Origin of the sequence: Bacteroides sp. AF20-13LB (assembly GCF_003603065.1) — a bacterium.
GTDB lineage: Bacteria > Bacteroidota > Bacteroidia > Bacteroidales > Bacteroidaceae > Bacteroides > Bacteroides uniformis.
This window is the reverse complement of the sequence record NZ_QTMH01000022.1, coordinates 39,335-60,896: the sequence shown is the minus strand read 5'-3', so window position 1 is coordinate 60,896 and position 21,562 is coordinate 39,335. Positions and strand designations below refer to the sequence as shown.

19 protein-coding genes are annotated in these 21,562 nt (G+C 47.0%); 6 read left to right on the top strand and 13 right to left on the bottom strand.

Features of this window, described 5'->3' with window-relative positions; translation table 11 throughout:
• Positions 1 to 200: 200 nt before the first annotated feature.
• The 3 genes from DWX62_RS20555 to DWX62_RS20545 form a co-directional block, all read right to left on the bottom strand.
• On the bottom strand, positions 201 to 446 hold the full coding sequence (locus tag DWX62_RS20555) for an RNA-binding protein (protein ID WP_005830186.1): 246 nt from the start codon (positions 444 to 446) through the stop codon (positions 201 to 203).
• Positions 447 to 779: 333 nt separating this feature from the next.
• On the bottom strand, positions 780 to 992 hold the full coding sequence (locus tag DWX62_RS20550; RefSeq protein WP_005833237.1) for a hypothetical protein: 213 nt from the start codon (positions 990 to 992) through the stop codon (positions 780 to 782).
• Positions 993 to 1,149: 157 nt separating this feature from the next.
• Positions 1,150 to 2,823 carry a long-chain fatty acid--CoA ligase gene (locus DWX62_RS20545; protein ID WP_008664099.1) on the bottom strand — a complete coding sequence of 558 codons (1,674 nt, stop codon included), beginning with the start codon at positions 2,821 to 2,823 and terminating at the stop codon, positions 1,150 to 1,152.
• 85 nt (positions 2,824 to 2,908) lie between these two features.
• Here DWX62_RS20545 and mtaB point away from each other — a divergent pair, with 85 nt between their 5' ends.
• The 4 genes from mtaB to DWX62_RS20525 are packed head-to-tail and all read left to right on the top strand — an operon-like array spanning position 2,909 to position 6,754.
• A complete protein-coding gene (gene mtaB / locus DWX62_RS20540; RefSeq protein WP_005833232.1) occupies positions 2,909 to 4,225 on the top strand; it encodes a tRNA (N(6)-L-threonylcarbamoyladenosine(37)-C(2))-methylthiotransferase MtaB in 1,317 nt (438 codons plus the stop codon).
• Between the two features lie 54 nt (positions 4,226 to 4,279).
• Positions 4,280 to 5,179 (top strand): lysophospholipid acyltransferase family protein, encoded by a 900-nt coding sequence (locus DWX62_RS20535; protein WP_005833230.1) that lies wholly within the window; start codon positions 4,280 to 4,282, stop codon positions 5,177 to 5,179.
• On the top strand, positions 5,172 to 6,188 hold the full coding sequence (locus DWX62_RS20530) for a glycosyltransferase family 2 protein (protein WP_016273034.1): 1,017 nt from the start codon (positions 5,172 to 5,174) through the stop codon (positions 6,186 to 6,188). Before DWX62_RS20535 ends, DWX62_RS20530 begins: the two co-directional genes overlap by 8 nt.
• Before the next feature lie 47 nt (positions 6,189 to 6,235).
• Positions 6,236 to 6,754: a methylglyoxal synthase gene (locus DWX62_RS20525; protein ID WP_005830204.1), complete on the top strand. Its 519-nt coding sequence runs from the start codon at positions 6,236 to 6,238 to the stop codon at positions 6,752 to 6,754.
• Between the two features lie 653 nt (positions 6,755 to 7,407).
• Here the strand turns inward: DWX62_RS20525 and folB are convergent.
• From folB to DWX62_RS20505, 3 genes are all read right to left on the bottom strand, one after another.
• Positions 7,408 to 7,773, bottom strand: coding sequence for a dihydroneopterin aldolase (gene folB, locus DWX62_RS20515; RefSeq protein WP_005830212.1), 366 nt, complete (start codon positions 7,771 to 7,773; stop codon positions 7,408 to 7,410).
• Between the two features lie 274 nt (positions 7,774 to 8,047).
• The gene (locus tag DWX62_RS20510; RefSeq protein ID WP_120173126.1) at positions 8,048 to 10,741 is read right to left on the bottom strand and encodes a 4-alpha-glucanotransferase; all 2,694 of its coding nucleotides are present in this window, start codon (positions 10,739 to 10,741) and stop codon (positions 8,048 to 8,050) included.
• 131 nt (positions 10,742 to 10,872) lie between these two features.
• Positions 10,873 to 13,410, bottom strand: a complete 2,538-nt coding sequence (locus tag DWX62_RS20505; protein WP_005827290.1) for an adenosylcobalamin-dependent ribonucleoside-diphosphate reductase — start codon at positions 13,408 to 13,410, stop codon at positions 10,873 to 10,875.
• 417 nt (positions 13,411 to 13,827) lie between these two features.
• On the opposite strand from DWX62_RS20505, the gene DWX62_RS20500 reads away from it, so the two are divergent.
• Positions 13,828 to 14,562 (top strand): NADPH-dependent oxidoreductase, encoded by a 735-nt coding sequence (locus DWX62_RS20500; RefSeq protein ID WP_044468986.1) that lies wholly within the window; start codon positions 13,828 to 13,830, stop codon positions 14,560 to 14,562.
• 71 nt (positions 14,563 to 14,633) lie between these two features.
• Here the strand turns inward: DWX62_RS20500 and dnaA are convergent, their stop codons facing one another.
• The 3 genes from dnaA to DWX62_RS20485 form a co-directional block, all read right to left on the bottom strand.
• Positions 14,634 to 16,019 carry a chromosomal replication initiator protein DnaA gene (dnaA, locus tag DWX62_RS20495; RefSeq protein ID WP_005827286.1) on the bottom strand — a complete coding sequence of 462 codons (1,386 nt, stop codon included), beginning with the start codon at positions 16,017 to 16,019 and terminating at the stop codon, positions 14,634 to 14,636.
• Between the two features lie 351 nt (positions 16,020 to 16,370).
• Positions 16,371 to 17,264, bottom strand: coding sequence for an MlaD family protein (locus DWX62_RS20490; RefSeq protein WP_005827282.1), 894 nt, complete (start codon positions 17,262 to 17,264; stop codon positions 16,371 to 16,373).
• Positions 17,265 to 17,277: 13 nt separating this feature from the next.
• On the bottom strand, positions 17,278 to 18,513 hold the full coding sequence (locus DWX62_RS20485; protein WP_005827280.1) for an N-acetylmuramoyl-L-alanine amidase: 1,236 nt from the start codon (positions 18,511 to 18,513) through the stop codon (positions 17,278 to 17,280).
• Between the two features lie 200 nt (positions 18,514 to 18,713).
• On the opposite strand from DWX62_RS20485, the gene DWX62_RS20480 reads away from it, so the two are divergent.
• Positions 18,714 to 19,667, top strand: coding sequence for a transporter (locus DWX62_RS20480; protein WP_005827275.1), 954 nt, complete (start codon positions 18,714 to 18,716; stop codon positions 19,665 to 19,667).
• Between the two features lie 12 nt (positions 19,668 to 19,679).
• Here DWX62_RS20480 and DWX62_RS20475 read toward each other — a convergent pair whose 3' ends face one another.
• The 4 genes from DWX62_RS20475 to DWX62_RS20460 form a co-directional block, all read right to left on the bottom strand.
• A complete protein-coding gene (locus DWX62_RS20475; RefSeq protein WP_005833197.1) occupies positions 19,680 to 19,955 on the bottom strand; it encodes a hypothetical protein in 276 nt (91 codons plus the stop codon).
• Between the two features lie 143 nt (positions 19,956 to 20,098).
• Entirely contained in the window at positions 20,099 to 20,680 is a 582-nt protein-coding gene (locus tag DWX62_RS20470) for a Crp/Fnr family transcriptional regulator (protein ID WP_005827269.1), read from the bottom strand.
• A 34-nt stretch (positions 20,681 to 20,714) separates the two neighbouring features.
• Positions 20,715 to 21,071, bottom strand: a complete 357-nt coding sequence (locus tag DWX62_RS20465) for a DUF3795 domain-containing protein (protein ID WP_005827267.1) — start codon at positions 21,069 to 21,071, stop codon at positions 20,715 to 20,717.
• Positions 21,068 to 21,550 (bottom strand): GNAT family N-acetyltransferase, encoded by a 483-nt coding sequence (locus tag DWX62_RS20460; protein ID WP_120173128.1) that lies wholly within the window; start codon positions 21,548 to 21,550, stop codon positions 21,068 to 21,070. Before DWX62_RS20460 ends, DWX62_RS20465 begins: the two co-directional genes overlap by 4 nt.
• Between the last annotated feature and the right edge of the window lie 12 nt (positions 21,551 to 21,562).

Genomic DNA, 21,562 nt, shown 5'->3' with positions numbered 1-21,562 from the left:
GAGCTTATTGAGGGATACGTAAAGCTGCGGTTTACGCATGCTGACATAGAGGTTTACGAATCTGAAGTAGAGGTTTACGCGCGCGGTATAGAGGTTTGGCAAGAATACTCTTGTGTCTCTTTACGAGGTTACTAATGCAAAAAAAAGAGCATATCCACTCAGGGGTATGCTCTTTGCCTTATTGTCAGCCAATAATTCTTTTAGTTTCTTGGCAATGCTTCTTTCACTACCATTTGGCGGCCTACATATTCTGCTCCATTCAGTTTGTTGATTGCTTGTTGGGCTTCAGCAGCTTCGGGCATCTCTACGAAGGCAAAACCTTTTGATCTGTTTGTATTACGGTCCATAATCAGTTTTACTGATTCTACTGTTCCATACTCTTCCATTACTTGTCTCAAATCTGATTCCCTAACGTTGTAGCTAAGGTTTCCAATGTACATATTCATAAAATACAAAAATAAAAAATTAATAATTCAATAAAGGAGTCTTAGGAAGTTGTAGTCAGAAATGAAAATTCTCAATGTGGCTAATCGAGGAGAAACATAGTGAAACGTAGATCGTAATAAACCTCTTATTGTTTTGTTGATGCAAAGTAACGGCTTTTATTTGGTATATGCACTATACTTTATCATTTATCTGCCATATAATACCCTTTTTTGTGAAATAAGACCAAGACTTAACAATTGGAAGGGAACAGAAGGAGAGGATAAGACATAAAAAAAGTCTGGTGTGCTTGTATGCACGTCAGACTTTCAATTCTCTCGAGTGTTGTACTGAAATTATTCAGCTACAACAGCTGCGCTATCTACTGCTACAGTGTCAGCTGCTGCGGCTGCTGCTGCGGCTTCAGCTGCTGCTGCTTCTACAGCTGCGATTGAGTCAGCGATACGGATAGAATCTGCAGTTGCTTGTTCAGCGTTAGCTGCTTTGTTGCCACAAGATGCGAAAGATACTGCTACGATAGCTGCAGCCATCAAAACTAATTTTTTCATTTTCTTTACTTTTAAAACGTAATACAATCAATTGCTTTATTAAAACGTTGCAAAGGTATGTACTTTTTGAATATGTTGTTCTCGAAACCCCAACTTTTTTTATATTTTTTTTGGAGCTTCGGCTGTTTTTATCCCTATCTATATGTTTTACAACATATTAATCTTCGGCAATGCTGTTGTATAAGTATCTCTTGATACTTCTTTTGGGCGTTTTCTCAAATTCAGTCGGATAAAGTTGGATTTGGCTTACTTTTTCGTAGGCTGCCACGCTGTTATTCAGATTTTTGAGATTCTCATCCATGATGGTTTTAAGGTTATCCGGCTGGTTTAGTCCCAAGGAATCCAGGGCTTCATAGTCGGCATAAACCAGTGCTACCAGTCTTTTATTCCGTTCGATGACAAGACTTTCCAGGACGAAAGGCATGTTGTTGAGCCGTGCTTCTATCTCTTCGGGGAAGATATTCTGTCCACTGGAACTGAGAATCATGGTCTTGCTGCGTCCGCGTATGTATAGGTTGTTGTCGTCGTCCAGTGTACCCAAGTCGCCGGTGCGAAGCCATCCGTCTTCGGTGAAGACTTCTTTGGTGGCTTCGGGGTTTTTGTAATAACCCGTCATCACGTTCTCGCCACGTACTTGTATTTCGCCGAGTTTGTCGTCCGGGTTTTCCTTGCAGATACGGGCTTCCATGATGTCGAGTACCCGTCCGGAGGAAGTCGGGACGAATTCATTCCAGGGAGCATAGCTGATGAGAGGGGCACATTCGGTCATGCCGTAGCCGATGGTGAAGGGGAACTTGATGCGGTGGAAGAATTCTTCCACTTCCGGGTTCATGGCTGCGCCTCCTATGATGACTTCCTTGAAACGTCCGCCCAGTGCGTCAATCAGTTTCTTGCGGATTTGCCCGTATATCTGTCCGTCGAGCAAGGGAATGCTGAGCGCCCATTTCATGGTCTTTTTGTTGATGATGGGCTGTATGACATTCTTGTATATCTTTTCAATGACAAGGGGGACGGTGATAATCAGGTTGGGTTTCACTTCCTCGAAAGCTTTCATCAGAATCTTTGGGGAAGGCACTTTTCCCAACAGTGTGACGTGTGTGCCGACGGCCGTGGCGGTAAGGAAATCGAATGCGCAGCCGTATGCATGTGCCAAAGGCAGGAAAGAGAGCACTTTGTCCCCTTTCTTCAGCAGCTCGGTACGTATGCCGAAGGTGACGTTGCCGGCCAGGTTGTTTCCCGTCAGCATGACGCCCTTACTGAATCCGGTGGTGCCCGAGGTATAATTCAGCAGCATGACCTTGTCGTTGGAAAGGTCCGTGTAAACGATGTCTTCCTTGCGGAACCCGTTCGGGTAGGTCGCTTCCATTTCATCGCCCAGATGCTTGAGGAAACGCTGGATGGTTTCGCCGTCCCGCTGATACAGACAGCGGAAGTCGCTCAGTGAGAACACACCGCGAAGTCCAGTAAGTCGTTCTTCTTCCAGATGTTCCCAAATGGCATCGCTGGTGAAGAGGAACGTCGATTCGGAGTGGTTTACGATATGATGGACATCATTGGGGTTGAAGTCTTGCAGAATGGGGACTACGATACCACCGTAGGTGATGGTGGCCATATAGGCGATGCACCAGCGGGCATTGTTCTTGCCGATGACGGCTATCTTGTCGCCGCGGCGCAGTTGGCAGTACTTGAAAATAAGATGCAGTCTGGCTATTTCTTGTGCCACTTCGCCATAAGTATAGCTCTCGTTTTCTCCATAGTTGGTATAGCAGGGGAGGTCCCAATTCTCGCGGAAACTATGCTCGTATAGTTTGATAAAGTTCTCTTGTATCATTGCACAAATTTTAGTTGAGTGTGCAAAAGTAGGAAAAATAGATTAATAATGTATATATTTGCAGCATAAATGTGTTTATAAGCTCATGATAGATACCAATATATTTCAAGATAAGACGGCGGTTTACTATACGTTGGGGTGCAAACTGAACTTCTCGGAGACCTCTACTATCGGTAAAATTTTGCGGGAAGCGGGCGTACGTACGGCGCGCAAGGGTGAGAAAGCGGATATTTGTGTAGTGAATACCTGCTCGGTGACGGAAGTGGCGGACAAGAAGTGCCGCCAGGCCATCCACAAACTGGTGAAGCAACATCCGGGTGCATTTGTCGTGGTGACCGGTTGCTATGCCCAGCTGAAACCGGAGACGGTGGCAAAGATAGAAGGTGTGGACGTCGTGCTGGGAGCCGAGCAGAAGAAGGACCTGCTCCACTACCTGGGCAATCTGCAGAAGCACGAGACCGGCGAGGCCTACACTTCCGCTTTGAAGGATATACGTTCGTTTGCCCCGTCTTGTTCGCGTGGCGACCGGACACGCTTCTTCCTGAAAGTGCAGGACGGCTGCGATTATTATTGTTCCTATTGCACCATTCCCTTTGCCCGCGGACGTAGCCGTAACGGCAGCATTGCTTCTATGGTGGAGCAGGCCAGCCAGGCGGCTGCCGAAGGTGGAAAGGAAATTGTATTGACCGGCGTCAATATCGGAGACTTCGGCAAGTCTACCGGTGAGACTTTCTTCGACTTGGTGAAGGCGCTGGACGAGGTGGAAGGCATTGAGCGTTACCGCATATCCTCCATCGAGCCGAATCTGCTGACAGATGAAATCATAGAATACGTGTCCCGTTCCCGGCGTTTCATGCCTCATTTCCATATACCGCTGCAGTCGGGCAGTGACGAGGTGCTGAAGCTGATGCGACGCCGTTACGATACCGCCTTGTTTGCCTCGAAGATAAAGAAGATAAAGGAAGTGATGCCCGATTCCTTTATAGGGGTAGACGTGATTGTGGGTACCCGTGGAGAGACGGAGGAGTATTTCGGGCAGGCTTATGAGTTTATCAAGAGCCTGGACGTGACGCAGCTCCATGTCTTCAGCTATTCGGAGCGTCCCGGCACGCAAGCCTTGAAGATAGACCACGTGGTGGCACCCGAAGAAAAGCACCGCAGGAGCCAGCAATTGCTGGAGCTTTCGGACGAAAAGACCCGTGCTTTTTATGCGCGCCATATCGGGCAGACGATGCCGGTGTTGCTGGAACGTCCCAAACCCGGACTGCCGATGCACGGCTTCACTCCCAATTATATCCGTGTGGAAGTCCCTCATGATGCTGCCTTGGACAACCAGCTCGTGTCTGTGCGCCTGGGCGATTTCAATGCCGACGGCACCGCACTCTTGGGAGCAATGGAATGAGGAATGCCGCCTTTGCAACAAATAACTCATAACTTATAACTCATAACTGACGAAGTGAAATCAAAAATTGTCTATTGGCTGACTTATGCGGGCATGTGGCTTGTGGCACTTCTGCCTTTCCGGGCGCTTTATGCATTGTCTGACGGGCTGTACTTCCTGATGCGCCACGTCGTGCATTATCGGAAGAAAGTCGTTCGCCGCAACCTTCGCAATTCCTTTCCGGAGAAGTCGGAAACCGAATTGATGGAGATAGAGCGCAAGTTCTACCATTATATCTGCGACTATATGCTGGAAGAGGTGAAGATGCTGCGCATGTCTTTCGAGGAGCTCTGCCGCCGGATGAAGTATGATAATAAGGAAGAATACCTTGCCATGATAGAGAAGCATGGAGGCATTGTACTGTTGATTCCCCATTATGCCAATTTTGAGTGGATTATAGGCATGGGGGCCATCATGCATCCGGGCGACATCCCGGTGCAGGTGTACAAACCGCTAAGCAATAAGTATCTGGACGAGATGTTTAAGCATATCCGTGCCCGGTTCGGAGGATACAATGTGGCGAAACATTCCACGGCACGCGAAGTGATAAAGCTTCGCCGTGAAGGCAGGCGGATAGCCATCGGCCTGATTACAGACCAGTCGCCCAACCGCAGCGAGGCCCATTATTGGACCACTTTCTTGAATCAGGACACCGTGTTCATGGATGGCGCCGAGCGCATTGCCAAGCTGATGGACTTCCCCGTCTTTTATTGTGAATTGGAACGGACATCCAGGGGATATTGCAAAGTGCTCTTCGATTTGGTTACCGAAACTCCCAAGCAGACGGCGGATGGCGAGATAACCGAGTGCTTCGCCCGTCGTCTGGAGCAGACCATCCGGCGCGAACCGGCTTATTGGTTCTGGTCTCATAAACGCTGGAAAAATAAACGAAAAGAATCTGTGCAACATGGATAAGATTGCTGTTGTCATATTGAATTGGAACGGATGTGATATGCTCCGTTCCTTCCTTCCCTCTGTTGTGCGTTTTTCGGAGGTGGATGGTGCTGTGGTGTATGTGGCGGACAATGGCTCTACGGATGCTTCCGTGGCAATGCTCCGTCGCGAGTTTCCTTCTGTGCACTTGATTCTGCTGGAAGAGAACCACGGTTTTGCCGACGGATACAATCTGGCATTGAAGCAGGTGGAGGCAGAATATGTAGTGCTGCTCAACTCCGATGTAGAGGTCACCGAGCACTGGCTTGTCCCGTTGGCAGAGTATATGGATGCCTATCCGGAGACGGCCGCTTGCCAGCCGAAGATACGCAGTTGGCGTAACAAGGGGCAGTTTGAATATGCCGGAGCTGCGGGAGGTTTCATCGACCGCTATGGCTATCCCTTCTGCCGCGGCCGTATTATGGGCGTGGTAGAAGAGGACAAGGGGCAATACGACACGGTGATACCCATTTTCTGGGCTACGGGGGCGGCTCTGTTCATCCGTCTGGCAGACTACCGGGAAGCGGGTGGGCTGGACGGACGTTTTTTTGCCCACATGGAGGAGATAGATTTATGTTGGCGGCTTCGTGCCCGTGGCAGACAGTTGGCATGTATACCGCAGAGTGTGGTATTTCATGTGGGAGGGGCCACTTTGAAGAAGGAGAATCCGCGCAAGACCTTCCTCAATTTTCGTAATAACCTTGTCATGCTTTATAAGAATCTGCCGCAGGAGGACTTGGCGTCCGTGATGCGTGTACGTGCGGTGCTCGATTATGTGGCTGCGTTCAGTTTCATGCTGAAAGGCCAGTTACCCAATGCTTTGGCCGTATTCCGTGCGCGCCGTGCCTACCACTCCCTCCGCACTTCATTGGCAGCGTCCCGCAAAGAGAATCTGAAAAAAACTACGCTTGCCGTAATACCGGAACGGACAAAAAACAGTATATTGGCGCAGTTTTATCTGCATGGAAAGAAATTCTTTTCCCAATTGTAGGAACTGTTGCCTTTTATAATTGTTCAATCTATTAAAGGTTTTGAATTATGGAAAAACTAGTTAGAAAAATCGGATTAGTGGCACACGACGCCATGAAGAAAGACCTCATCGAGTGGGTACTGTGGAACTCGGAATTGCTGATGGGGCATAAATTCTATTGTACGGGCACCACGGGTACCCTTATCCTCGAAGCCCTCCGGGAGAAACATCCTGATGTGGAGTGGGATTTCACTATCCTTAAATCCGGTCCTTTGGGCGGTGACCAGCAGATGGGCTCGCGCATTGTGGACGGAGAGATTGACTATCTTTTCTTTTTCACCGACCCGATGACCCTTCAGCCGCACGATACGGATGTGAAGGCGTTGACCCGCCTTGCCGGTGTGGAGAACATCGTGTTCTGCTGCAACCGCAGTACGGCAGACCATATCATTTCCAGCCCGTTGTTTGTCGACCCGACGTATGAACGCACTGTTCCCGATTACAGCAACTACACCAAGCGGTTTGCAAATAAGCCGGTGGTGGCCGAAGCGGTGGAATCGGCAAAGAAGCGGAAACGGCAAAAATAAGGATGAAACTCGGTTCTACTGGGCATTCTTAATCTATCGCTACCCTTCGTTCATGGACAGCCCACACTGGTGCGATAGCCCACCCTTGCCGTTTGAAGTCATAGAGTTGCACAATAATGGTGTTGGTGAATCTGCCCATTCTATGTCGTTGAGGTATTGGTAGGGGAAGCGGAACTCTGTGAGGTTTATTTTCAATAGTTCATTCCTTCTGAAGTCTGCATAGTTGTATGGGTTTGTAAAGTCGTAAGGGGTGGGCAGGTAGAGGGCATTTCTCCAATGAAACTCGGAGCTGTATTTGATAGCAAGCGGCCGGTAGCAGGAAGAAAGTGACGATGGGGAGTAATGCCAGTCGTTGTATAGCGTTTCTCATTGACTTTTTGTTGATGATGGGGCAAAGGTACGGAATATTGGTATCAATGGTTGTATTCTACGGCAGAAAAGTTGCTGCATGCTCACTGCAGAACTTCTGTATACATTTTGCAGTGCTACTGCATATCTGTTGCAGCGTTACTGCAAAGCTGTTGCAGTACTACTGCAAATATATGTGCAGTGTTACTGCAAACCGTTTGCAGCGCCACTGCAAAAAGCATGCAGTGTCTTTGCAGTGGGAAGTGTCTGTGTATCAATAGTGAATGGGGTGATTCGGCAATCTGTCATTCTCCGCGGCGTTGGCATATTTCCACTCCTGCAGCCTCTATATCCGCGCCCATCGGTGGATTGCGCTTTGCCAGCTTGAGGGTTATTTCTTCTATCTGTGGGAAGTCGTGGAACAATCGGTTTATAATTCGCCCGCATACATGTTCCAATAGTTTGGAAGGAATGTCCATCTCTGCCTTCACAGCTGTATGTACATCGGCATAGCTCACGGTGTCGGCTACGTCGTCCGTTTCTGCCGCACGCCGGATATCAACTTGCAGGCGCAGGCTGACGGTAAACTCATTGCCTACCACGGTTTCTTGTTCGCCCACGCCGTGATGGGCGAAGAAGCGAAGCGTGTCAAGGAAAATATAACTGGTCATTACTTGTAGATTGTTTTCTGCAAACTTACTGATATTTTGTGGTACGGGCAAATCAGTATCCGGTTATTACGATTCAGGTTGCGGATTGTATTCTGTAAAATATAAAAATAGCGCGAAATTGTTTTTTATAGAATACAATTATGTGAGGGTCGAAATAAACTTATCGAACTATTTTAGGCACGGAATTATACGGGTTATCACGGTTGCTTTCAATATTATCCGTGATTGTCCATGTAATCCGTGCCTAAAATAATACTTTGCTAAGAATCCTTTCTTATCTTCCGGTGCTTTCTATCATGCACCTTATTTTCTCGTTCAAGCTTTCTGCCTTCATCAGTTGTTCCAGTGTCAGGTGCATGCGCCAGCGCCAGTAGTGCCGCGGGTTGGCAGGAATATTGATGCGTTCTTCCTGCACGTTCGGGTTGCGCCATTTGCCGTCCATGGACATCCAGTCTTGCAGGGAGAGGATGCAGAGGATGGAGTTGCTATGGAGGTGATTGCGAACCACTTCTTCGCAGAGCTCCGGCGTGGCCGTTGCCGGTGCGGCACCGTAGTGCCCGAGCATGGTGTTGTAGTAACGCTGCGTCTGTTGGAAGTCTTCTTCCCACCAGCCGCGCAGGGTAGACATGTCGTGCGTGGAGATGGTGCAGACCGAACGGTACGGATACCAGTCAGTGTGGCCGAATTCTTGTTTCGGGTCTTTCGGCATACGTTGTATCTCCAGGGAAAGGATACGCAGGTCGTTCATCACCCATGCCACGCAATCGGGAATCATGCCTAAGTCCTCACCGCATACCAGCATGCGCGTGGACTGTGTCAGTTGCGGTAGTTTCTTCATGGCTTGCTGTCCCCAGAAGTCATTGTGGCGGTGATAGTAGTACTGGTCATACAGCCGGTTGAAGGCAGCCTTTTCCCAATCGTTCAGTGCGCGGTAGATGTAGTCGTGCTGCACGCCGATGCGCGGATGGTATTCGTGCGGATTGTTGCGGTCGGGCACGAACAGCACATCGCTGATAAGGGCGTAAAGCCCGTCACGAATCCAGATGCTGTCATCGTCCGTCTTTCCGGCAAAGTAGGCTTCCACTTTGCGCTGGGTGTCGAACTCGGGACGCATGCGGTAAACCTCCCACGTGTCTGCCGGCTCTATGAAGGTCTGCTTCACATAGTCTGTATGCGGGCCGAAGATTTGTCCGAGGAAGTACTCATGGATATAGGGCTTCAGGAAGAAGTCTTCGCGGAATGCCAGCCCGTAGCTTTCTATCTCCTCGCGCGTCATGGGCAGGGCGGGGACGAATTGTCCCAACAGCCCGTGTACGGCGTGCATCGGTATCTCCCAAATGCGGAAGAAGCCGAGGATATGGTCTATGCGGTAGGCATCGAAGTATTCTGCCATTTTGTGGAAACGCTTCATCCACCAGGCATAGCCGTCTTTCTCCATGACATCCCAGTTGTAGGTGGGAAAGCCCCAGTTCTGCCCGTTCACGGAGAAATCATCGGGCGGTGCGCCGGCTTGGCCGTTCAGGTTGAAGTAGTGGGGTTCCTTCCAGGCTTCCACACTGTTGCGGCTGATGCCGATGGGGATGTCGCCTTTCAGCACTACGCCGTTGGCGCGCGCATGCTCGGTGGCGGCAAGCAGTTGCAGGTGCAGATTGAACTGGATGTAGTAGTAGATGGCAATATGCGGATAGTCGGCAGAGTCCGGCCGGCACAATGTCTCTATCTCCTTGGCATCGTAGGTGGCATACTTGGGCCACTCGCGGAAATTCGGGGTCTTGTAGGCATCACGCAGGTAGCTGAAGACGGCATATGGCTGCAACCATTCCTTGTTGGCCTCGTAGAAATTACGGAATGCATCCGAGGCCAGCACCTTTTCCCCTTCCTGCTTGAAGATGAGGTGGAAGTATTCCCACTTTGTTTTGTTCACAGCTTCGTAGTCCACGGCGGGCAGGGCATTCAGTTCTTTCTGGCGTTTGTTGAATTCGGCCATCACCTTCTTGTCCTTCAAGCTGCCCAACTGCTTCAGGTCGGCGTACATGGGATGGAAGGCATAGATGGAGATGCTACTGTAAGGGTAGGAGTCTGTCCAGGTATGCGTCATGGTAGTGTCGTTGATGGGCAGAATCTGCACCGCCTTCTGATTGGTGGCAACTGCCCAGTCAATCATGCGCTTCAAGTCGCCGAAATCGCCTACACCGAAGCTTTTCTCGGAGCGTAGGGAGAATACGGGTACGGCTACTCCGGAACCTTTCCATGCAGGAAGATTGAAGTATACATAACGGTCGCCGACAGCCAGCGTTTCGTTGGCGGCTATCTGCGGGTCGGCCATATAGCGGTTGGGATTGTTCTCCCAGGCCACGGCACGGCGCTCTTTCTTGTTGTAAAGGACGAATTTATACTCCAGCGGGAAGCTGATTTTACCGGCATCCACTTCTACCTGCCATTCGGGGAAGTCGATGTCGCTCATAAGGGCAGCTTTGTCCGGGTTCCAGTCACCCAGCGCCTTCTGGTTTCCGCAGAGTGCCAGGCAATGGTCACTGTCTATGCAGGGGGCGTACGCCTTTATCAGCAACCCCTTTTTGTAGCTTTTCGGGGCGGCACTGCGTTCGCGATGCGCCAGCAGGGATTCTGTGAAAGCGGATGTATAAAAATACTGCTGCTCGGGCAGATTCTTCCAACAATCTTCTATGCGGTAAACTTTCTTCGGATTGTCTGCAACGTGCAGGATGCGTGGCAGGCTGTTCCACTCTGTCCGTATGGTTCTGCCATCTCGATAGATGTGGTAACTGTATTCGACGCTTCCATTACCGGGAATCTGGATATCCACTTCCGCGGTCCAGTGAATGCCGTCTACAGTGTGCAGGGGGGTGGCTTTGTTGGGCTGGTTGTTGCCAAGTTCCGGGATGGAACCCAGGACTCTGACTTCTTCACCCCAGCTGGTGCGATACTCGATATTGAATATTAGTGTCATATTATATTAGATTTAGAAATAGCAATAGCTGCAATGATTATGCAAGTATAGAAATTATTCCTCATAATCATGCAGCTACCGTTATCTAAGTCATTTAAATTCCTATGCAAACGTTTGTGCTTGCCGTGGGATTATCCACAGCGAGAAGCTCCGCACGTCTTGCAGATGAGGCAACCTTCTTGGTAAACCAGTGTTTCGTTACCGCAGTTGGGGCATTTCTTGCCTTTGGCTTCCGTGCCGTCCTGGATGTATTTCTTCAGGGCGCGTTCCACACCGTTCTTCCAGGTGTTGATGTTTTCGCTGTCCAGTTGCAGTGAACCTACCAGCTTGATGACCTGCTCGATAGGCATGCGGTAGCGCAATACACCGGAAATCAGCTTGGCATAGTTCCAATACTCTTTGTTGAACTTCTCGGACAGACCCTCGATGGTGACTTTGTATCCGCGCTTGTTCTCGAACTGGAAGTCGTAACGCTTGTTTCCGTGCTCATCCACATTCTTGATGATGTGGCCCGACACCACATTCTTCGGCAGGATGATGCCTTCATCATCATCCAGCACACCGGTGAATATTTCGTAGGGATGATTGTCCAGCAAGCCGACGAATGCCACCCATTTCTCCTTGTTGTTCTGGAAGCGGACAACGTCTGCATCCAATATTCTGGGACGTGTTTCAACGACCGTAGGCGGTTTGCACGGGGGAAGTTCGGACTTCTTGTCACTCTTGGTAGAGATGAGCACGCCGGAACGCGAACCGTCGCGGTAAACCGTACAGCCCTTGCAGCCGGATTTCCATGCTTCTACATACAGACGGTTCACGAGGTCTTCGTCTACGTCGTTCGGCAGGTTGATGGTTACGCTGATAGAGTGATCCACCCATTTTTGGATACGTCCCTGCATCTTGACTTTCATCAGCCAGTCCACGTCGTTGGAGGTTGCTTTATAATAAGGTGATTTCTCTACCAGGGCATCCACTTCTTCCTGCGTGTAGCGTTTGGCGGGGTTGTATCCTTGTGCTTCCATCCAAGTCACGAACTTGGGGTGGAACACGATATATTCTTCAAAGGCATCTCCGGTTTCGTCGATGAAGTCCACATGGACGTTCGTATCGTTGGGATTCACTTTGCGGCGGCGCTTGTACACGGGCAGGAATACGGGCTCGATACCGGAGGTGGTTTGAGTCATCAGGCTGGTGGTGCCGGTCGGGGCGATGGTCAGACAGGCAATGTTGCGGCGTCCGTACTTCTTCATCTCCTCGTACATTTCCGGGTCAGCTTCACGCAGGCGGTTGATGAACGGGTTGTTCTTTTCGCGTTCTGTATCGTACACCTCGAATGCGCCGCGTTCTTTGGCCATTTCTATGGAGGAGCGATAGGCGTTGAGTGCCACCGTCTTGTGTACTTGCTCCGAGAATTCGGTTGCCTCTTCAGTGCCATAACGCAATCCCAGGGCGGCAAGCATGTCGCCTTCTGCCGTGATGCCTACACCGGTACGGCGGCCTTGGGCGCTTTTCTTGTAAATCTTCTGCCACAAAACGCGTTCTGTATGTTTCACGTCTTCACTTTCGGGGTCGGCATCTATCTTGCTCATGATGCGCTCTATCTTCTCCAGTTCAAGGTCGATGATATCGTCCATGATGCGTTGGGCCAAAGCTACATGCTTCTTGAATAGCTCAAAGTCAAAGTAGGCGTCCGGCTTGAACGGATTGACCACGTATGAGTAAAGGTTGATGGCGAGCAGACGGCAGGAGTCGTACGGGCACAGTGGAATTTCGCCGCATGGATTGGTGGATACGGTACGGTAGCCCAGGTCTGCATAGCAGTCGGGCACGGATTCCTTTAATATGGTATCCCAGAACAATACACCGGGTTCTGCCGATTTCCATGCATTGTGCACAATCTTTTTCCATAATGCGGATGCGTCAATGTCTTTTTGAAATGCCGGCTCTGTGGCGTCAATCGGATATTGCTGTGTATATGGTTTGCCTTCGATGGCGGCCTGCATGAAGTCGTCGGTCAGTTTTACGGAAACGTTGGCTCCGGTCACTTTGCCCTCAGTCATCTTGGCATCGATGAAGGCTTCCGAGTCGGGGTGTTTGATGGATACGCTGAGCATCAGTGCGCCGCGGCGTCCATCTTGAGCTACTTCGCGTGTAGAGTTTGAATAGCGTTCCATGAAGGGAACCAAGCCGGTGGAGGTCAGTGCCGAGTTCTTTACCGGTGAACCTTTCGGACGGATATGGGATAAGTCGTGTCCCACGCCGCCACGGCGTTTCATCAGCTGTACTTGTTCTTCGTCTATCTTGAAGATGGCACCATAAGAATCCGCTTCGCCGTCCACACCGATAACAAAGCAGTTGGACAGAGAGGCTACCTGATAGTTGTTCCCGATTCCGGTCATCGGGCTTCCTTGCGGAACAATGTACTTGAAGTGGTCGAGCAAGCCGAAAAGTTCCTCTGAACTTAATGGATTGGGGTACTTGGCCTCAATGCGGGCTACCTCATTGGCTATCCGCCAATGCATGTCTTCCGGAGACTTTTCGTAAATATTTCCGAAAGAATCTTTGACTGCATATTTGTTTACCCAAACTCTGGCAGCCAACTCGTCGCCTTGGAAGTATTTTAAAGATTCTCCGTAGGCTTCGTCATAAGAATAATTTTTCTTTTCCACAATGTTGTATCTCTTAGGATTAGTTACAAATAAGTAAAGTTGTAGAAGTTGTACTTATCGTTAACAAATGTATTTGCAAAGCTATGAATGTTTTTCAACTTGGCAAAATTAAAATGAATGTTTTTATTAACCGATATATAGTTTTCTATTGATTGCTATTAATTTATTGGTTTATAATGTTTTAATGATTTGAGTAAACGAATAAGTTTTCCAAAATGGAATTTATTAACAACTTGTTGGGCTGAAAGGTTCTCGGTTTAGTCGAACATAAGGTTACTTTTATCTGCTCGTAGAGATAATAATTGTTCATTTCTTGTTGAAAAGATGTATTTTATTCCGGATATATGATGATAAAAAAAGTGTGAACTCTTGAATGAATTGTTCGTGGATTACATTATCTTTGCAAAAAAAGAAAGAATGGAAAGCTTGAAACAAAGGAGAACAATCCGAAAATACCAGCAGAAGGATATTTCTGCTGATTTGTTAAATGATTTGCTTGAAACCTCTTTCCGGGCTTCTACAGTCGGGAACATGCAGGTTTATAGTGTGATTGTGACGCGTGATGCAGAGCGTAAAGCCAAACTGGCGCCTGCACATTTCAATCAGCCGATGGTTCGGACGGCGCCGGTAGTGCTTACTTTCTGCATAGATTTGCGCCGCTTCAGCAAGTGGTGTGAGCAACGTAAGGCTGAGCCGGGATACAACAACTTTGAGTGGTTTGTGACGGGGGCTGTCGATACCTTGCTAGTGGCACAGACTTTTTGTGTGGCTGCCGAGGAGAAGGGGTTGGGCATTTGCTATCTGGGAACTACCACTTACAACCCTCAGATGATTGTCGAAGCGTTGGAGTTGCCGGAATTGGTGTTTCCCATCACGACAGTCACAGTGGGATGGCCTGCCGAACAGCCGGAACAAGTGGACCGTTTGCCGCTGGAGGCCATTGTACACGAAGAGGTTTATCATGATTATACTCCTCAGGACATTGACCGGTTGTATGCCTATAAAGAATCGCTTCCTGAGAACAAGCAGTTCATCTTGGAGAACAATAAGGAAACGCTGGCGCAGGTCTTTACAGATGTGCGTTATACGAAGAAAGACAGTGAGGCAATGTCGGAGAATCTTTGGAAGATAATGAAAAAGCAGGGATTTTGAAAATTAAGGATTAGGGATAAGGGGTTAAGCTAATGCATACTTAGCTGCATTTAATCCCTTATCCTTTATTCTTATCCTTTTTTCAGTGCGGCTTGAATCTCGTCGATTTCCGCACGGAATGATTTGTCCACCTCTTTCAGTTCTTTGATGGTTTTACATGCATGCAATACGGTGGCATGGTCTTTATGTCCAATTAGCGCACCGATTTTTGCAGTAGAGAAGTCTGTATGGTTTTTGGCTAAATACATGGCTATTTGTCGTGCTTGCACCACTTCCCGCTTTCTGGATTTTGTGTGGATGGTGGCAGTTTCCAATCCGAAGTGCTTGCATACGGTGTTGATGATTTCATCGACAGTCACTGCCTTGCTTTCGCTGTTCACTACCTTGCGGACGATACGTTGCGTCAGTTCCAGGTCTATTTCTTTATTGTATATGGTGGAATGCGCCATAATGGAAATGACGATGCCCTCCAGGTCACGTACACTGTCGCCCACGTTCTCTGCAATATAGTCAATCACTTCCTGGGGGAACTGCAGGCCGTCACGGTGTATCTTGTTGCGCAGAATGTTCTTGCGGAGTTCTACGGTAGGTTTCTCCAGCTCAGCCACCATTCCCCATTTAAAACGTGTAATCAGACGCTCTTCCATGCCCTGCAGCAATACCGGTGCACGGTCGGAAGTGAGGATGAGCTGCTTGCCGTTCTGATGCAGATGGTTGAAGATATGGAAGAATGTATTCTGCGTTTTGGTCACGCCGGCAAATTCCTGAATATCATCAATGATTAGAATATCAATGGTCTGGTAGAAGTTGATGAAGTCGTTAGTCGTATTGTTACGTACGGAATCGGTGTATTGCACTTGGAATAGGTGTGCAGATACATACAATACCCTTTTCTCCGGGTATAGTTCCTTGATTTTGGTTCCGATAGCATTGGCAAGATGGGTTTTGCCTACACCTGATGCTCCGTATAGGAACAGCGGATTGAAGATTGTTTTAGCCGGATTGAGAGCGACAGCTTCTGCAACGCTGCGCGACAGCTTGTTGCTGTAACCTTCGATGAAGGTTTCAAAGTTGTATTCTGGATTAAGGTGCGGGTCAAGTTCGGGGACGGGAATCTGCGGAATCCTTTTGTCCATCACTTGTTTTTGCGGTATGATGGTACGCTGTGTAGACTCCAGGTCGACGGTTTTCCGCGAGCTCTTGTCCACCATTACGTTATACATCAATTTAGTTCCCTCACCAATGACCTTATAGAGAGTCTTGCGCAACAAATCAACAAATTTGTCCTCCAAAAACTCATAGAAGAACTGGCTGGGCACTTGTACGACCAGCGTTTTGTCTTCATATTTTAAAGGTATGATGGGAAGAAACCATGTTTTGTATGTCTGCTCCGGAACATTGTCTCTGATGATTTCAAGACAGCGGTTCCACAGCCCGACATGATCTATTTCACTCATAACGGCTATAAATACATTTATTAATTAAGCATAACTTCTACGATTGCAAAATTGGCAATCTTATTCGAGAAAAACAAATCCTTTTTTTCTTGCGTTTTTAGGGAAAGTAATAAGCTCTTTACTTTCAGCTACTTATCGGTTACTATGAGTATACTCCTTATATAAGGTGTGTTGCATTTATCTAATACTTTGTCATATAGTGGTTTATGTAGCTTTGCGTCTCTTGTTTTCTTTCTGTGCCCAGAGCAGGAAAAAGCCCTTTTTCGCTCCTTGTATAGAGCAAATGAGGGCTTTCCTTTTAATTCCTTTATAGACTTATTATTTAGACAAAATCTATATAACGTCCATCTTTTACTTATCTTTCTTGCCGAATAGGGAGAAATGGACGTATCGTTTCGGATGCGATTTCAAGTCTTCCAATAAACTTGCTGCGTTGGCAGTGGTGGCGTTCAGATTATTATATAGAGAAGGGTCGTTTAGCAAAAGTCCGACGGTATTGTCTTTCTGGTTCAATTTGTCTGTAATCATTTTTACATTGTTCAAAGTTGCGTCTACCTTTTGCATGGCGGCAGCATAATCTATCTCCTTTAAGTTGTTGGAAATGAGTGCAAAGTTGTCTCCAATGGTATTGAGCTTGCCGGTCAGTTGTGGAATATCATCCTTCATTAGAGTTTGCAACTGGCGGCTTGTGACGGCCATACTTGCTGTTAAATCTTGTACGTTATGCAAGGTTGCAGGGATGGCGGGGTCGGCTAGTATGACATTTAAGGATGCGAGGATGGAATCCAGCTTGGGCAGCATCTTCTCTACTTGCGGCATCATGGTGGCAACTTTTTCCATCATTCCGTTGTTCAGCACGCCGGGGATTGTGTCTCCAATCTGGTATTTCTCCCGTGGGTTATTGGCAAGCAGCAGGTTCATCTTTACGCCGCCAAGCATTTCGGCTGCCAGTTCTGCCGTACTTCCTTTGGGAATGCGCAGCTCTGGGTCAACATCTATTTCGGCAACGACTTTGCCCGGTTGGGTATAGTCGTAGTACAAGTCGCGGACAATACCCACGCGGAAGCCGTCGGCAAAGACCGGGCTGGATTTTGTCAGCCCATTGACATTCTGGAATTTCACGTAGAAATAGCTGGAGGGCTTGAACATATTTATCCCTTTCAGGTAGTTGATGCCGTATACCAATATGCAAAGTGCAGCTATGCCTGCTATTCCTATTCTAACTTCTTTTGTAATATACTTCATGATGTATCTTTTGTTATTTATTTCTGTTCTTTTTAAATTCGCTGATGGCTGTGTTGACGTTTATCTTTTCTCCATTCTTGAACGCAATGATGAATGCGTCCTTGAATTTGTCCGTAATGCTACGTTTGCTGCGCAGCACCTTGTTGTAATCGGGTGATGCGCCGTACGTATATTTGTAGATTCCGCCTTCTTTATAATAATCCACGTCTTTCAGTCCTTTCAGTCTTTTGTCATTCTTGGCCAGAGGACGTGAAGAAGTGAGTATCTGTATCTTAAACACGATGCCGCTCTGTTCTGTTTGGGAAACGGCTGCATTTTCTGACCTTTGCGGGCGTTGGGCAGCTTGGTTACTCTCCGCTTGAGGTGCATTTTTCTTTTCCGGTGTCGCTGTAGCTGCGTTGCCTTCTTCTTGAACGGGCTCGGGTACATCCTCCGGAAGAATGGTATTGCTGCTTCCGTTCAACCGGATTTCCTGCTCGCGCTTATAGGTGAGGAAAGCGCGGAAGATACCGTTGGCAAGTGAGGTGGTTCCTGCTTCAGTGTTCAGGTACCGTTCCTCTTCCGGTGTGGAGATGAATCCGAGTTCCACCAGTATGCTTGGCATGGCACTGGCCTTCAATACCAGAAAACCTGCCTGGTGCACGCCCCGATCTGTACGTTTGCAGGTTTGGCGGAAATGCTTTTGTACGAGGGAGGCGAGGTGCACACTCTGTGACATGTATTTGTCTTGCATGAATTCGAAGATGATGTAGGACTCTGCCGAGTTGGGATTGAAGCCGGCATACCGCGTCTTGTAGTCGCTTTCGTAGAGGATAACGGCATTTTCGCGCTTGGCTACTTCCAGATTGGCATCCGATTTTGCCAGACCCAGTGTCCAGGTGGAGGCTCCTTTGGCCGTCCGGTTTTTGGCCAGGGCATTGGTATGTATGGAGATGAACAAATCAGCTTTGGCGTTATTGGCAATTTCAGCGCGCCGGTCCAGGGGGATGAATATGTCCCGGTCCCGCGTATAGATAACTTTTACATCAGGGCAGTTCTTCTTGATTTGTTTGCCAAGTTTGAGTGCTACATTCAGGTTGATATTCTTCTCTTTGGAAATTTTTCCCACTGCACCCGGGTCGTGTCCACCGTGTCCGGGGTCTATAACGACAACAAAGTCTTTCGCTTCAGCGCTGCCACTGCAAAAGGGGGAGATAAGCAGCCCTAAGCATATACTTATATATAATATGTATCGTCTGTATAGTTTCATATAATTGTAGCAAAGACAATGCTTCCTTTTCGCTTGGCAAATGTAGTGGAAATTTATAGAAAACTAATGGATTATGTTCAGTTTTATTGTTCTTCTTCTCATTTTTAGTGTAATTAATGTCTGTGTTTGAGTAATTAGTGGCTCAATGTATTGATAATATGCGTAACTTTGCGGCAGATAATTAAAATAGCAAATCAAGTATGCTGGTTCGTTTTATAAAGAACTGGACGTTGCCTTTGGCAATGCTTGCCGGTACTTTGGGATATTTCTTTTTTGCAGACATTCCTTTTGTGGAGCCTGCCAAACCTTATGTGAATGGGTTAGTGGCTTTCCTGACTCCGCTTTTGATTTTTTCCCAACTTCTGCTCACTTTCTGCAAGGTGGAGGTGCATGAACTGAAACCCAAATCGTGGCATGGATGGTTACTGCTGTTCCAGACGGTTTCTTGCTTGATTGTTGCGGTATTGTTGGTGTGTTGCCCTATGGAGGAGGTCTACCGGGAAGTGTTTGAAGGTGCAATGGTCTGCCTCATTTGTCCCACTGCAACCGCTGCGGCTGTCATTACCGGTAAACTGGGTGGAAGCGCATCCAGCCTGACGACCTATACGTTGTTGTCCAATCTTCTGGCAGCTGTGGCTGTTCCTTTGGTTTTCCCGTTGGTGGAGCCTCATGCTGACATTACTTTTTTTGTTGCATTCCTGAAAATTCTGAGTAAAGTCTTTCCATTGCTGCTTTGTCCTTTCTTGCTGGCATGGTTTCTGCGTGCGTTTGTGCCGAAGGTGCATCATTTTCTGTTGGGTTTCCATGATGCAGCCTTCTATTTGTGGGCGGTAGCTCTTGCCATTGTCTCAGGGCAGACGGTACGTTCATTGGTCAATAGTGATGCACCGGTATTTGTTGAACTGCTGATAGCCCTGGCGGGACTGATAACCTGCTGTATACAATTCTATTTGGGAAAGAGAATCGGCGGTCATTATGGTGAGCGCATCAGTGGAGGGCAGGCGCTGGGGCAAAAGAATACGGTGCTTGCCATCTGGATGGCATATACTTATCTTAATCCGTTATCTTCCGTCGGTCCGGGATCGTATGTGCTGTGGCAGAATATAATCAATAGTTATCAGCTGTGGAAGAAAAGGAAAAATGAGACGGAATAACTGCTGAGTATTTTACATCTTATTTGCTTTATGGACATAGAGGGCGGTTGCAACAATTATCAGTACAAATGCCATAATGAGGAATATTATCCGGATAAGGCGATGTTTTGAAAATAGGTTGGCCATGCAGGCAGAAGCCACGCTGAAACGGGCTATTATAGAATCAATTGTGGCGTTTTCGAAAAAGACTGATGCAATACTCCATAGTGCAATAATGGTTAATATAGCATTGGCTGATAAACAAAGAATTTTATCAAGTGGCATTCTAAATACTTTTCTTGTTCTCATATATAGGACTCTATGTTTAACTCCTTTCATTCCTGCCTTTCGCTGAATCAGCCAAAGGATAGGGCAAAAATAAAAGAGAACTTCCTGACAGAATCAATATTGTCTTGGAATATTGTTAAATGATTGAATTTCTAAACCTATGTTTATTCTTTGCTGTCAAAACTCTGTTTGTGTCTGATGCGGCTCATGTGAATAGGGGTTATTTTCAAGTAAGACGCAATTTCTTTTAGGGGTACCATTTGTAGGATTTCTGGACATTTTTTAAGAAGTTGGAGATAGCGTTCTTCCGATGTAAATCTGAACAAATCCAAGTAACGTGAATACGACTGAAAAAATAATTGTTCGGCTGCAATGCGGGCTATTCGTTGATTTTCTTTGTTCTCTTCAAATTCTTGTAGAAGTAATTCGGAAGAACAGATGTAGATTCTACATGGGGTTATTGCTTGTATATTCAATTCAGATTTTATGTCGTATAAACAATTGGGATAATCAGAGATAAATTCATTGGCAAAAGAAAAACCTACATTATATGTTTTGTTTTCAGTTTGGTTGATGCAGGTATATTTGATTACACCGGATACAATAAACCCGAAGAAAGAACCGACTTCTCCCTCTCGGAGGATAAATTCATTTCTTTTATAATACCGTAGTTCTCCGTTTCTTAAACACAGTTCCCTAAAAAAGTCAGTGTCTATATTGCCCATGTATGAATTAAAATCTGTCATTTACAACACATGTTTTTCGAAAGGTACAAAATTATTATTTTATTCCTGATTTTTTGTCATTGTTGGTAAGTTGGTTGTGGATTCTCTTATTATAATACTTTAAAAATTTAACTTCACCTACGTTTTTTAAAAGCTTTTGGTTTTCAATGAAGTTTTGTCCGTATTTTAGCCAACGTTTGGTAAATCTTTTGAATTTAGTACATGGGAAATCAGAACACTGGAAACAATGTGTTATTCTTTTTTCCAAGCAACATAAATGGAATGTTTTACATTTTTCACAGCGAGAACCATTCTGTTCTGCTCCTTTGCAGGGACTTTTTTCTCTTGTGTATATGGGACAACCACCACAAAAGACACCACAAGCAGGAATACGTCCGTTATACGATTTCATTCAGCCAGCCTTTTCGCCATCCAAAAATTGGTGAGATAAAGTTGGTTGGCTTTGCGTTTCTGTTCCACTTCTACTATATAGCCTCTTTTCTCAAAGAATGGACGGGCTGTCAGGCTTACTTCTGATGTAATTCGCATGATTCCTCTTGCGGTTGCATACCGTTCTATCTCATTTAGAAGTATGGTAGCAATGCCTTTACCTTGAAAATCTTTATGAATAAACATAGAATGCAAATATCCTTGGTGGGTAATGGATGAAAAGCCGACAATCTGTGACTGTTGATTGGTTGCCACAATAAAATAATGTGTCTTAATCATGTCTTTTATGCGGGAGAGGTCGTTTCCACACGATGCCCAATCTGCCACTTCTGCTTCTGAATAGTCACGCTTGTTTATATGGAGGACTGTCTCTTGAAACAAACTCACAAGTTCAAGGGCATCAGACTGTTGGGCAATTCTAATTGTAAAATCTGTATTCATGTTTTTAAGTGC